12 protein-coding genes are annotated in these 13,828 nt (G+C 44.0%); 8 read left to right on the top strand and 4 right to left on the bottom strand.

Annotation, left to right across the window (positions count from 1 at the left end; translation table 11 throughout):
* Positions 1-15: 15 nt before the first annotated feature.
* The 8 genes from H6G05_RS10765 to H6G05_RS26005 all read left to right on the top strand — a co-directional run bounded on the left by H6G05_RS10765 (position 16) and on the right by H6G05_RS26005 (position 10,672).
* A complete protein-coding gene (locus H6G05_RS10765) occupies positions 16-1,797 on the top strand; it encodes a tetratricopeptide repeat protein (protein ID WP_190578173.1) in 1,782 nt (593 codons plus the stop codon).
* A 32-nt stretch (positions 1,798-1,829) separates the two neighbouring features.
* The gene (locus H6G05_RS10770; protein ID WP_190578174.1) at positions 1,830-3,182 is read left to right on the top strand and encodes a cytochrome P450; all 1,353 of its coding nucleotides are present in this window, start codon (positions 1,830-1,832) and stop codon (positions 3,180-3,182) included.
* 80 nt (positions 3,183-3,262) lie between these two features.
* The gene (locus H6G05_RS10775; protein ID WP_190578175.1) at positions 3,263-4,894 is read left to right on the top strand and encodes a CHAT domain-containing protein; all 1,632 of its coding nucleotides are present in this window, start codon (positions 3,263-3,265) and stop codon (positions 4,892-4,894) included.
* A 159-nt stretch (positions 4,895-5,053) separates the two neighbouring features.
* Positions 5,054-5,239: a PCP reductase family protein gene (locus tag H6G05_RS10780; protein ID WP_190578176.1), complete on the top strand. Its 186-nt coding sequence runs from the start codon at positions 5,054-5,056 to the stop codon at positions 5,237-5,239.
* The gene (gene murQ / locus H6G05_RS10785; protein ID WP_322096350.1) at positions 5,236-6,171 is read left to right on the top strand and encodes an N-acetylmuramic acid 6-phosphate etherase; all 936 of its coding nucleotides are present in this window, start codon (positions 5,236-5,238) and stop codon (positions 6,169-6,171) included. The genes H6G05_RS10780 and murQ overlap by 4 nt, the downstream gene beginning before the upstream one ends.
* Before the next feature lie 219 nt (positions 6,172-6,390).
* Positions 6,391-6,705 carry a DUF3067 family protein gene (locus H6G05_RS10790; RefSeq protein ID WP_190578177.1) on the top strand — a complete coding sequence of 105 codons (315 nt, stop codon included), beginning with the start codon at positions 6,391-6,393 and terminating at the stop codon, positions 6,703-6,705.
* Between the two features lie 478 nt (positions 6,706-7,183).
* The gene (locus H6G05_RS10795; RefSeq protein ID WP_190578178.1) at positions 7,184-9,964 is read left to right on the top strand and encodes a sensor histidine kinase; all 2,781 of its coding nucleotides are present in this window, start codon (positions 7,184-7,186) and stop codon (positions 9,962-9,964) included.
* 159 nt (positions 9,965-10,123) lie between these two features.
* On the top strand, positions 10,124-10,672 hold the full coding sequence (locus tag H6G05_RS26005; protein WP_199310465.1) for a transposase: 549 nt from the start codon (positions 10,124-10,126) through the stop codon (positions 10,670-10,672).
* Between the two features lie 37 nt (positions 10,673-10,709).
* Here the strand turns inward: H6G05_RS26005 and H6G05_RS10810 are convergent, their stop codons facing one another.
* The 4 genes from H6G05_RS10810 to H6G05_RS10825 form a co-directional block, all read right to left on the bottom strand.
* Positions 10,710-11,297: a TetR/AcrR family transcriptional regulator gene (locus tag H6G05_RS10810; protein ID WP_190578179.1), complete on the bottom strand. Its 588-nt coding sequence runs from the start codon at positions 11,295-11,297 to the stop codon at positions 10,710-10,712.
* Positions 11,298-11,405: 108 nt separating this feature from the next.
* Positions 11,406-11,852, bottom strand: a complete 447-nt coding sequence (cynS, locus tag H6G05_RS10815; RefSeq protein ID WP_190578180.1) for a cyanase — start codon at positions 11,850-11,852, stop codon at positions 11,406-11,408.
* A gap of 75 nt (positions 11,853-11,927) precedes the next feature.
* Entirely contained in the window at positions 11,928-12,803 is an 876-nt protein-coding gene (locus H6G05_RS10820) for an ABC transporter ATP-binding protein (RefSeq protein WP_190578181.1), read from the bottom strand.
* A complete protein-coding gene (locus H6G05_RS10825) occupies positions 12,800-13,657 on the bottom strand; it encodes an ABC transporter permease (protein ID WP_242025412.1) in 858 nt (285 codons plus the stop codon). The genes H6G05_RS10820 and H6G05_RS10825 overlap by 4 nt, the downstream gene beginning before the upstream one ends.
* Positions 13,658-13,828 lie beyond the last annotated feature (171 nt).

The raw sequence follows: 13,828 nt of genomic DNA on the forward strand, positions 1-13,828 counted from the left end.
CCGTAGCAAGAGAAAATGTCCGACCTAATCGTTCTCAATGAAGAAAATGCCAATGTTTACGATCGCCTTGTCGTATCCCTTGAGGCTGGATTGGGAACGTTACAGATTTTGATCGCTGTGTGTGATAACTCTGCTCTGAAACAGGAGCTGATTAAGCGCTATGAGTCGGAGTTAGAGGCGGAGGGAGTGCGGGTCTATCGGTTGGCGTTAAATCCTGGTGAGCCGAGTTTGTTGCAGGCTTTGATTGATGGGAAGATTGAGAAGAATCAACAGGCGATCGCGACGGTGTTGGGGGCGGAGAAGTTAAGTAATTTAGGTGCAAATAATCGCGAAAGGTTAGATAGTTTTTTGGGCTATTTGCAATGGACACGGGAGGCTTTGCGGGGTTATCCTTTGCCAATTGTATTGTGGTTGCCTTCGGCGTTATTAGTGGAGGTCGCCCAAAAAGCGCCCGATTTTTGGAGTTGGCGCGGTGGGGTGTTTAACTTTGGGTTTGCGAAGTTGGATTTGTCGAATGTGCGATTTAGTAACAATAAAGATTTTGCGTCAGCACAAAGTGATACTTCCAAAAGCTCAAGTTCTGTGCTTTCGGTAAAACAACTAGAAGATTCTCTTGCAGAAGCAATTAAGGCTTGGGGTGAGGATAGCGCTAATATTGAACCAATTTATGCTCAATTAGGTAAGCTTTATGCGAATAGGGTTTCAAAAGGTGAAACGGATGATCGAGAAAGGGAAACTGTTTTAGCAGAAACATATCTCATGCGGGCTGTTGATTTACAAAAGAAATATAAACGCAAATCCGATCAGACTTATTCGCTAAATAGTTTGGCTTATATGTATAAGTTTCTTGGCTATTGGGATAAAGCAGAATCCCTTTACAAAGAATCTCTACAAATCCGAGAAGAATTAGAAGATCGAAAAGGTATTGCCTATATTTGGGGAGCATTAGGAGACATCGAACGCAACCGAGGCAACTGGGATGCGGCGGAATCTCTCTACAGGCAATATTTGCAAATATGTACTGAATTAGGCGATCGCGCGGGTATGACTGCTGCTTGGGGAGTATTGGGAGGCATCGAGCGCAATCGAGGCAACTGGGATGCGGCAGAATCTCTATTTCGGCAATCTTTGCAATTAAGAACTGAATTAGGTGATCGTGCGGGTATGGCTGAGATTTGGGGAGTATTGGGAGACATCGAGCGCAACCGAGGCAACTGGGATGCGGCGGAATCTCTCTACAGGCAATATTTGCAAATATGTACTGAATTAGGCGATCGCGCGGGTATGACTGCTGCTTGGGGAGTATTGGGAGACATCGAGCACAATCGAGGCAACTGGGATGCGGCAGAATCTCTATTTCGGCAATCTTTGCAATTAAGAACTGAATTAGGTGATCGTGCGGGTATGGCTGAGATTTGGGGAGTATTGGGAGACATTGAGCGCAATCGAGGCAACTGGGATGCAGCGGAATCTCTCTACAGGCAATCTTTGCAATTGCTTACTGAATTAGGCGATCGCGTGGGTATGGCTTATTCAGTTGGTTCGCTTGGTGAAGTTGAATTAAGTAGACAGAATCTTGATTCAGCAGGAACACTCTTAAATGATGCCTTACAACGTTTTACTGAGTTAGGAAATTTGAAATATGTAGCTGAATGCAATTTCCGATTAGCCCAAGTTTGGCAAAAGCGCGAAGAACTTCCCCTTGCTCAGGAATATTACGACAAAGCCAAAACCATCTATCAACAACTCGGCGCAATTAAAGACTTAGAACGTATTGAAAAAGAGTGGCTGATATAAAATAAAAACAAACCGAAATCAAAAAATACAACATGCTCACCGCAATTAACCCCATCGAAACCATCTCGTTATTGCAACAAATTCAATGGGTCTCCGATCCTGTGGGTTATATGGAGACAGCAGTACGAAAATATCCAGATATATTTACAGCCAAAATTGTTGGTTTCGGCAGCTCGATCGTATTTGTGAACGAACCCCAAGCCATCCAGCAAATCCTCACCAACGATCGCAAACAATTTAGCACTCCTGGAGAACTAAATGCCATCTTAGCGCCGATCTTGGGACACTCAGGCATCATCATGTTAGATGGCGATCGCCACAAAAAGCGCAGACAACTGATCATGCCATCATTTCATGGTTCCCGAATGCAAAATTATGGACAGTTAGTTTTCGAGATCACAACTAAAATATTTGACAAATTATTCGCAAATAAAACAGTAAATCCTAACTTTCTTGCCCGTGAAGCAATGCAAGATATCTCATTGCAAATTATCTTACAAGCAGTATTTGGTCTGTACGAAGGAGAACGTTGTCAGCAGCTCAAGACGCTCATGACCAAAATGTCCGAACTATTTGTTTCGCCTTTATCTTCTTCTTTTCTATTTTTCCCAGCCATTCAAAAAGATCTTGGGGCTTGGAGTCCTTGGGGGAACTTGATCCGCCAAAGGACGCAAATCGATCAGTTAATCTATACGGAAATAGCGGAACGTCGCGCCAATCTCGATCTGAATCGCACAGACATTCTATCGATGCTAATGGCGGCGAGGGATGAAGAAGGTAATCCCATGACAGATTTGGAATTGCGCGACGAACTTCTCACATTATTGTTTGCAGGACATGAAACCACAGCCACAGCCATGTCTTGGGCTTTATATTGGATTCATCACTTGCCAGATATCAAAGAGAAACTATTGCAAGAGTTAAAGAGCGTCACCGATCCAACGGATTGGATGAGCATTTTTCGATTGCCTTACCTGACCGCAGTTTGCAATGAGACTTTACGCATTTATCCAGTAGGAATGCTCACCTTCCCTAGAGTTGTCCAAGAGCCAGTGGAACTATTAGGATACAAACTGGAGTCAAATACGATTGTACTGGGTTGCATCTATCTCTTACATCATCGTGAAGAGTTGTATCCTGACTCTACTCAATTTAAACCAGAGCGCTTCTTAGATCACCAATTTTCACCCTATGAGTTTATGCCCTTTGGTGGCGGTGTGCGTCGCTGTGTGGGTGAGGCTTTAGCCCAATTTGAGATGAAGATCGTTTTGGCAACAATTCTCGCCAACTATGATTTGGAGTTAGCCGATCATAAGCCAGTTAAGCCACAACGCCGAGGTGTCACCCTTGCCCCTGCTGGTGGTATCAAAATGACTTTAAAATAGAAGTAATTCTAGTAGCGTGGCTTCGCCACGCTACTAGAATTACTTCAGAAAATACTAAGGGGATTTAGGAGCCAACTCATATGCGATATTTTCTGTTATGGTTTCTTTCCTTAATGTTTGCGATGATGTCGCTAAGTTTCCCAAAAACTGTGCGATCGCAAACTTCGGTTTTAACAGCACAATTTATTGATGACAATGATGATGACGATGATGACAACGATGGTCAAGATAGTAATTCCTCACAAACATCTTCTGGCAATGGGCTTAATCTATTTTTGATCTTAAACCTGATCAATGCCTTAAATCGTTCTAGCAATAACGACCAAGAGCAAGTTGACTTTTCCATAGACATCGCTGAAATTCGTGGACAAGTTGGGCGAATGTATTTTCTCTTAGCACGACAATATGCAGCTCAGAACCAATTACCTCAGGCTTGTAATGCTCTCGAAAAAGCATATAGAGCTGAATTAGAAGCTTATTTACTCAAACGGAAGCGATTGCTTAAGCCTGACAGTGATGACTGTTATGCCTCAGAGGTGCAGCGCATCTCAAAATTGACAGGAAGCCCGACCGCCCTGATTTATGTCACTACTTCTAAAGATGGTTTAGAACTAATTGGCGTACCACCATCTACTCCTAATAAACCTGCGGGAATATTCTCACGGACTCGGATTGGTGCTAAATCCTTAGAGGAGAAAATGGGGATTCCATTGGCTCAAAACAATCAAGATAGTGGAATTCCATTTCGGAAGACAGCCTATAATGTCACTACCGAAGAAGTTGATCGCGTAATCATTGATTTTCGCAATAATTTGCGCGACACCAGTTCCGAAGACTTCCTAACACAATCACAGCAACTTTATGACTGGGTGGTGCGCCCAATGGAACCTGAGCTAGAAAAAGCTCAAGTCAAAACCCTTGTATTTGTGATGAATGGCAATTTGCGCGTCGTGCCGCCAGCCGCATTCCATGATGGCAAGCGTTATCTGGTTGAGAAATATGCAGTCACAACGATCCCATCTTGGCAGTTAACGGAACCAACCCGTCACGATCAATCTCAGACTCCACAAATCTTAGCTATGGGTCTATCTGAAGCCATCGAAGGATTGCCGCCATTACCTGCTGCCAAAATAGAAGTTGAAATGATTTCTTCGCAGGTGTTAGTTGGCAAAAAATTCATGAATAGCACTTTTACCAAGGATAATTTGCGATCGCAAACCAGCCGTCGAAATTTTGGAATTATCCATTTAGCTACCCATGCCAAATTTGTCAGACAGTCACCAGAAGAATCTTTCATTCAATTTTGGGGCGATCGCTTACAAATGAATCAAATCTCGAAGATGAATCTTGTGACGGATTTACTGACCCTCAGCGCCTGTGAAACCTCAGTGGGACAAAATCTCGGCTTAGCTGGTTTAGCAGTAGATTCGGGGGCAAAGAGTGTCTTGGCTTCGCTCTGGGCAGTCAGTGATGCAGGTACGGCTCCCTTAATGATTCGTTTTTATCGCGGATTACCCACAGCACCTAGCAAAGCGATCGCTCTGCAAGAAACTCAATTAGCATTTTTGCGTGGTGAAGTAACGATTAAGAATAACAAAATCCTTGGTATCCAAGGATTTCCGAATATTCCCTTCCAAGTCGATACTAGAGGCGTTGACCTAAAACATCCTTACTTTTGGTCTTCATTTACCTTGATTGGTAATTGGTTGTAAGTAGCAAACCCAAAAAGCTGTGGCGCACGCGCAGCTTTTTGGGTTTGCTGGAAATAACCTTTTCAGGTTTAAAACATGATTGTAAATCTACACGAAGCAAATTTTGCTGAAAACTAAGGTGATGGCATACTAGCGATCGCTAGTTTATGAGAGAGAACCATGCAAAAATCGGATTATGACGAGGGCTTAACTTGGACTGCCGAAGCAAAAGTCAAGTACAAAAATATTCCCTATTTTGTGCGATCGCAAGCGCGTCAGAGAATCGAACAACTTGCTCAAGCCTCAGGTAGTGATACGATTACCGCAGAAATTGTCGAAAAAGCAAGAGTTGAGTTTGGACAGTGAATAGCGCAATCAATAGTGCCGTAAACAAGGCTTTGAATAATAGCGATCGCGGTTATTTGCTAACCGAACAAGCAAATCCCCACAGCCAAAATTTGGATCGACTCAGTGCTTTAGAAATTGTCGAATTGTTTAATCAAGAAGATGCTAAAGCCGTTGCCGCAGTTGGGATCGAAAAAGAAGCGATCGCGGCCGCGATTACGACGATTGCTGAGGCGATCTCTAATGGTGGTCGATTGTTTTATGTTGGTGCTGGTACGAGTGGTCGTCTTGGAGTCCTTGATGCAGCCGAATGTCCGCCCACTTTTTGCAGTGATCCTGAATTGATTCAAGGCATCTTGGCGGGTGGGATGAAGGCTATGGTACGTAGTTCTGAAGCTCTCGAAGATCGCGAAGATGACGGTGCAGATGCGATCGCCGAAAGAAATATATGCGATCTCGATATTGTCTTTGGGCTTACCGCAGGCGGAACCACACCCTATGTCCACGGAGCGCTCAAGGAAGCCAAGCATCGGGGTGCAAAAACGATCTTTTTCTGTTGCGTACCGCCTGACCAATTTCCTAGCCAATACGATATCGAGATCCGTCCGTTAGTGGGAGCCGAAGTTTTAACAGGCTCAACCAGACTGAAGGCTGGGACAGCTACAAAACTCGTACTAAATACGATTTCCACGGGTGTGATGGTGCAGCTAGGTAAAGTTTATGGCAATCGGATGATCGATGTCGCTGTCACCAATAGCAAACTCGAAGATCGCGCCATTCGGATTATTCGCGATCTCACATCAAGCAGTCGTGAGGATGCCGCCCAATTGCTAGAGCGATCGGGTAAGCGGGTGAAATTAGCTTTGTTAATGCATTGGAAAAATTTAGATATGGCTACTGCCGAGAAATTATTGCAAGATGCTCAAGGTCATTTGGGTAAAGCCATGATGTAGGTTGTTTTTATAGCTATAGCCACCTGTATCAGGATAGTGTGAGGCGGCGCTTCGCGCCGCCTCACACTATTTGGATTTTATATCCTAACAAGAATGGCGATAGCTATAAAACCCTTACTGGCTTTAGGTTCTAATTCACATAAGTGTGCCGACACTTCTGTGAATTGGTATAAGATGTTTTACAGCGCAAAGCGCTGTAAGCAAAAAAATGTAGAAACTATGACAGGCGCAGAACTTCGTCAGGCGATCGCCAACAAATGGGACTATTCCTATGACGTACAATTACGCAAAACACAGGGTAAAATTTTCTTGCAAGTAATGTGGCGTTATCAAGAGCAGCAATCCTTTTCGATGAACGAAGCCGAATTTATACAACATCTGGATACGATCGCCTCCTATCTCAGTGATTGGGGCGTAGTCGAGCAAGTCCAAAAATTTATTGAAATCACCAAGGAACGCCCCCGACTCGGTAAAGCGGTAAGCATTCCTCTGCAAATCGGTGAGCGATCGCTAGAGTGGCTCATTGGAAGTTAATCATTTAAGAGCACAAAATGACGTAGCCATTTCAAAATCCAAGAATCGAGTGGCGGCGCGAAGCGCCGCCACTCGATTCTTGGGTTTTATGTCCTAACAAGAATGGCGACAGCTATAAAACCCTTATTGGGTTCGGTTTTTAATTCACAAAAGTGTGGCATCACTTTCGTGAATTGTGTAAATGGTAAGTAAACAAATGCTAATTAGATTAGATGAACGTAATTAATTACAAACCCAAACCCATAAAGTTGCGCCCCTGCGGGGCGCAACTTTATGGGTTTGGGTTATTTATTTGGGACAAGTGCTTATACAAAGTTAATAAAATCAATAAAAGTATGGAGTGTTGCTGACTTTCTAAGCTAAAGATTGTACGATTGTGTTGGAATACTTTTGATAATCTTAAATTTCTAAAAAATTTCATTTTATTTCGCTACGTCGCTCTAACCATACCTAAGTCTAAAAACGTCAGGGCAAAAATATGAGTCAAGCAGGAGCTAACCCATGGGATCGCCAATTTGTTAACCTTGGGCGAATCATGCAGTTCTTGCGTGATGAAGACAGTATTGACAACCTATTGAATGCAACCCTCGATTATCTTCGAGACAATTTCGAGTACAAATTGCTTTGGATTGGGTTGTATGACGCAGAAAACCACCGTCTTACAGGTAAAGGTGGTACAACTCCTGCTGGTGAAATCAAATTCTTAAAAGAGAGATTTAATCTTAATGCAGGTGATCTGCTTGATCAGGTGATTTTGCAACGTAAGCCAGTCCCGATCGCCGATCTGCGTCAAGAGAAACGTAGTGGCGAATGGCAAAAATTAGCCCAAAAATTTGATATTCAAGGCACATTACTTTGGCCGATCTACCATCGCGATCGCAGCTTTGGCGTAGTCCTCTTAGGCTCAAACCTATGGAATGTCACCCCACGTAATGAAGAAAGAGCCAGACTATCGGTTGTTCTTGGTACTCTTGGTTCTACCCTCAGCCGTCTTGATGACGAATGGCGTTATCACAATGCTAAACGTCCTGACGAGCCATTACTACAAATCCTCTCAAAAATCCGTAATATTCCTGCACTCAACGAACGCCTTGAAGAGATTGTGCAGGAAACCCATAGCTTTGTGATGCCCGATCACACCAGCATCTATTGGTTTGAACGCGAACACCAATATTTCTGGCGACGAGTTGTCAATCGTCAACCAGGTCCTAAATCTAAGCAAGCTGTTGACAATACGGCGGGAGTAACTGTCCAAAATGCTCCTACCCTGTATCAAGCACTATCTAAAGATCAGGTAGTAGTGGTAGTTGATGCCAAATCTATGACCAAAGGCGAAGTAAGCAATCGGGTCATGGAACAGTTTGGGGCAGTTTCGATTATTATTGCGCCGATATTTTTTCAATCCGAACTTTTAGGCTTTTTGTCAGTAGAAGGTGATGAACCACGACTATGGACAGATGATGAGCGTAATTTTGTGCGCGGTGCGGCTCAACTAGCTGCCATTACTGCACCCCTAGAAGAAATGGAAGTAACTCTTGACCGCATTGCTTCCGATCAAATTCTCACCGCAGGGATTGCGAGGGCTATCTATTCAGATAATGATTGGCAGAGTGCGCTCGATCAAGCTGCGGAGCAGCTATGTCAACGTCTAGGGCTAGAACGCTTTTGGGTGGCTACCTATGACAAAGACAATGATGTATTTAAGATTGATTTTCAGTATCATCCTAAAAATCGCCGCCCACTTCCCACGATTTTACCAGGATTAGCCCCTGTGGATGTGCAGATGATGGAGCAGTCTCCCGATGCAGCAACCGTCGAGAATCTGGATAGCGATTTTAAATTTCTCTCATGGCGAACTCCCTTACTTGATCTAGATGTGCGATCGATGATTGTCAGTAGTACCTCAATGGGGAAATCCCTCGAAGGTATTCTTGCCGTGGCTCACGAAGCACCACGTACATGGTCACGTCCAGAAAGAGAAATGGTGCAAGCAGTTGCTCAACAGATTGGACTAATTGTTCACCAAAATGAATTACAACGCTTGTCCGATGAACGGCAAAAGTCTCATCAGGCTGTTCAGTTTGGTCTAGTTGCCCTCCAACAAAGCAACGCTCTTGAGAAACTGCACCATACAGCCACACAGTTAATGGCTCAGGTTACACAATCACCTCTGGCTGTACTAGTAGTATGGCTCCCCGGTCGGCAAGGTGGACAAATCGCCTCAGTATTTGCCAGTCGAGACGAATATCAACTTTCTATTAGCGAAACTCTAATCGCGATCGAAGAAGATCCGCTAGCTCAATGGGCGATCCAAAGTGAGGGAATTCTGCCTCTGAGTATTCATGATTTACCAGAACAGACTAAAGCTTGGCTGAATGCCCCGGCCCTTGGTCACCTGATGTTAACTGCATTACGGACAACTCCTGATCACCAACCCACAGGCATGATTTTGGTGGCTGATCGCGTGGGACGACGCTGGGTCGATCGCCAATTGCAAGCATTTAACATGTTGGCAAATCAGCTAGCATGGTCACGTCGCCATCTCTTACTAGTTGATCATCTCAAGCATAATCGTCAAGAATTGGAACGACTCAACTGGTACAAACATCGTCGTTTGGAAGATATCTATCGCACTGTTAGTTCGGGAGTGCAGCGTTTGTTAGATACTGATGCTCGCGCCAATGGCACTGGAGGCATTAACAACATTACGCTGCAAAGTTCTCTCAAGCAATTGCAGGGTTCTCTATCACCACTCCCCCAAATTATCCGCAAGGAACAATGGCGCTTGCGTCCCAACTATGAGACTGCTCCCCTTGCAGGTATGCTCAAACGAGCTTTAGAGCGCGTTGATTCGTTGGTAAAACAACGTCAGATTTGGTCGCAGGTGCATAACCAAGCCAATGTGGTGGTGGGTGGCGACATCGCTAAGATGGAGATGATTTTAAATGAGTTGTTGTTGTTTGCCTGTGGGCGATCGGAAGTTGGTGGTCGCATCGATCTCTGGTGTCGTCAGATTGACGAAAAGCTTTTAGAACTATCAATTACTGACTACGGTGTGGTTGATGCGTCTTTACTGCAAGAGCTGCATCAAGGTCGAGCGATCGATCCGCTATCACCTTCGTTGCTAGATCAACCCCCTGGGTTACATCTAGCGATTTGTCAAAGTCTCATGCTTGAAGCAGGTGGTGAGTTATCACTCTATCAACTAGAAGATAATCGCATTCTCAGCCGCCTTATCTTGCCCCTCTCTAGCTCCTAACTAAAGCCCAAGAATCTAGTGGCGGCGCTTCGCGCCGCCACTAGATTCTTGGGCTTTGGTTTGTACTAGCTAACTCTTTTGGCTCAATAAGTGTTTCGGGGAGGTAAAGAAAGGTAGAAATTGATAATATTGTAGCGAAATCCAGAAGCAGCGATCACTATGCTGAGTGTGAACTTAACCCATCTAGTTGATGATGAAAAATGTTACGAAACAGTTCGTCAGATGAGATGGACAGGAGGAGTAAGCTGTCCAAAATGTAAAAGTACAGAGGTAATCAAGCGAGGCAAAGGGGTTTACACTGACGAATATGCTATCTACAACCCTTTACAAGCTTGGGGCTATGCTCACAAAACTGTTTGTCATGGGGTAGGCGAATATGCTAGAGATGAAGATGGTGATGGCTTTTGTGAAGTTCATGTCAATACAATGGAAGGCTTTTGGTCGCTTTTACGCTCTTGGTTACGACCTCATCGTGGTATTTCTCAAGAAAAGTTACCTTTGTATTTGAGCTTCTTTGAGTTTGTTCACAATGCCAAGAGGAGGTGTAAAGCTTTGCTGAGTGCAGCAAAGCTTTACACCTCCGAATCACCTATTGAGACATGTCCTACAGAAATTTTCGATCAAAAGACCCAGAAAAGCTTTGAAAGCGCTGCAAAGCAGCGCTTTCAAAGCTTTTCTGGGTTTGTATTAGAGCGCTTTGCGCTCTAATACAAGAGAAGATGCAACGATGAAATAAATTGAAGCTCTAGATCAGAGCATCTTTAATCAGTTGACGAATACTTATAAACCCACGCTTGAGACGGTCAGGCTGATCGTAGAGTCTGGCAATTAATAGCACCCCTTCTAGCATGGTCAGAATTTGTTCTGCTAGTAAATCTGGATCAATGCGATCGCTTAATTGCTCTTTCCCATCCCGCAACATTTGAGCAAATAAGGCTTGCCATTCATTAAAAACCTGTTGCAGATGCTTCCGAAAGGTTTCGTTATATTCGGCTAAATCGACAATTAAGTTCCCCAATAAACATCCTGCACAGTTAATTTCGGAGAGATGTTTTGCTTCAATTTTATCAATTGTCAGTATGAGTCGCTGAATCGGATCATCGGTAACTTGAGAAGCTGACAGAAAGGCATTTTCTCTGATTTTGTGCCACTGGAAATCAATCAGCGCATGGGCAAATTCATCCTTTGATTGGAAGTAGTTATAGAAACTGCCCGATGAAGCCTGAGTAGCAGCAAACAACTCCTTTAAGCCAGTCGATTGCAAACCCTGACGATGGACAAGATCGATCGCTGAGGTGAGAATATCTTCGCGTGTACGTTTGAGATTTGCCATAAACTAACTGATTTTCATATTAGGCATAGCGTTGAAACTTGTAGTGGGTTGTGGTTTTCATTTTGCCTAGGGCAAAATGAAAACCTCTATAGTTGAGAAGGGGTTATGTTACCACTTTTTATAAGGTAGGAACTTGCCGTTCATCGTTACTTTGACGCGATCGCCTTTGGGATCTTCCACTTTGTCGATATCGAGGGTGAAATCGATCGCACTCATGATGCCATCACCAAATTTCTCATGGATGATTTCCTTAATGGGATAGCCATAGACCTGCATGATTTCATAGAAGCGATAAATCAATGGATCGGTTGGTACTACTGGTCCCAACCCTTTGCTAGGATAGGAACTCAAAGCCGTGATTATATCTTCTCCTAGTCCTAATGCTTCAGCAATTTTCGTGGCTTGTTCCACACTGGCGCTATTTTGACCATAAAAAAGAGAAGCAATCCAAACTTCATCTTGACCTAATAGTTTTTCGAGGTCAACAAAAGTTAAGCCTTTGGCTTTTTTGGCGGCTAATAGAGTTTGTGTAAAAGATGGAAATTCAACTGTCATAATGTTTTTGATGTTTCTAAGTATTTTGTATTGGGAATGTAAAAAATTTTGCACTGCAAATTTTTTTACATTTTCCTATATTCTTGCGGCTTCAACCGCACGAGTTTCACGCATGAGATGCTCTTCCATTTCCGCTTTGAGATCATGATATCCCGATTGTTGGTCGAGATTTTCTCGCGATCGCGGACGGGGAAAAGGTACATTCAGGATTTCATCAATCCCTGCGGCAGGTCCCCGCTTCATCATCACGATTTTATCAGAGAGCAGCAAGGCTTCCTCGATACTATGGGTAATCATTACTACAGTTTTGCGTTTCTGCTCCCAAATACGGGCAACTTCATCCTGTAGGAATCCGCGAGTGAGGGCATCAAGTGCGCCAAAGGGTTCATCCATTAATAGGATTTGCGGATCGATCGCAAGGGCGCGAGCAATGCCCACCCTTTGTTTCATCCCACCAGATAGCTCATGGGGATGCTTTTTCTCAGCTCCTTTTAAGCCAACTAATTCGATATATTCATAAACACGACTTTTGCGATCGGCTAGAGACATTGTAGGATAGACCGTTTCGATCGCAAAGTGTAAGTTCTCGGCAACCGTCAACCAAGGCATCAATGCATAGTTCTGAAAAACTACACCGCGATCGGGCCCTGGGGCGTAAACTTCTTCACCATTAATTAAAATCGTGCCACTGGAGGGGCTAGTTAAACCTGCAATGAGATTGAGAAGTGTGGATTTACCACAGCCAGAGGGACCAATGATCGATACAAAGGTATTAGGTGCAATGTCAAAACTAATATTTGCTAAAGCTACATAATCTTTAGAAGTGCGATGAGTGAGCTTATTGATCAAGCCACTTCTGCCACGATAAACCATTGAAACATCGCAGATGGAAATCTGTGCTTGCTGAGTTGCCATATTTGCAGATGCTTTTTCCATAGAAGACACGATCATACTTCTCTCCCAAATGAAACCCAATGTTGCAGCAATCCAAATAGGCGATCGATGACTAAACCGATCGCGCCAATTAACAGGATCGCCGTAATGATACTCGTAATACTCAGATTATTCCATTCATTCCAAACGAAGTAACCCACACCCGTACCACCGATCAGAATTTCCGCAGCCACGATTACCAGCCATGCAATCCCTGCGCTAATTCGCATACCTGACACAATACTCGGAGCCGCCGCAGGTAAAATCACCTTCGTAATTGTGCGCCAAGGTGAAGCGCCAAGGGTACGGGTCACATCGATATAAGTGGGGTCAACATTACTCACGCCGAATTTAGTATTAATCAGAGTCGGCCAAAGACTGGTAATTGCGATTACAAAAATGGCAGTACTTTCTGAATCCTTAATTAGTCCCAACCCAATGGGCAACCAAGCTAGAGGTGAGACAGGTTTGAGGATTTGAATGAATGGATCGACAGCTTTGGAAACTACGGGAAATAGTCCAATCAGAACGCCTGAAGGAATGGCGATCGCCGCACCCACAGTAAAGCCAATCGTGACGCGACGTAAGCTGGTAATCAAGTGCCAACCAATGCCGCGATCATTTGTTCCCTTTACATAAAAAGGATTAGAAACCCAGCCCCAAAAATCGGTTAAAGTTTGTGAAGCAGAGGGCATCAGGGGAGAAAACCAACCTTTAACTGCACCTACTTCCCAAAAAATCAATATCGAGCTAAGGATCAATAGGAATAAAACAAATGCTTGCAAGTCTTGATTCGGCAGTACGCTCTGAATCATTGCCATAATTGGATTTGAGCGTGGTCGAGACTTGGGCATTGAAGGAGAATAGTCCATAGTTTTCTCTCATTTGGATTAGTACTTGATGTTTCGGTAGTGCTAGCTAAGAAATCTAAGAAACCATTTAAGAATTACCTTCTGCGTTCAACATTGCCAAGAGATCCCCCTCAATCCCCCTTATAAAGGGGGAATAATTTAAATTCTCCCCCCTTTATAAGGGGGGCTGGG

It is taken from the genome of Phormidium tenue FACHB-1050 (assembly GCF_014696925.1).
Lineage (GTDB): Bacteria > Cyanobacteriota > Cyanobacteriia > Pseudanabaenales > Pseudanabaenaceae > Pseudanabaena.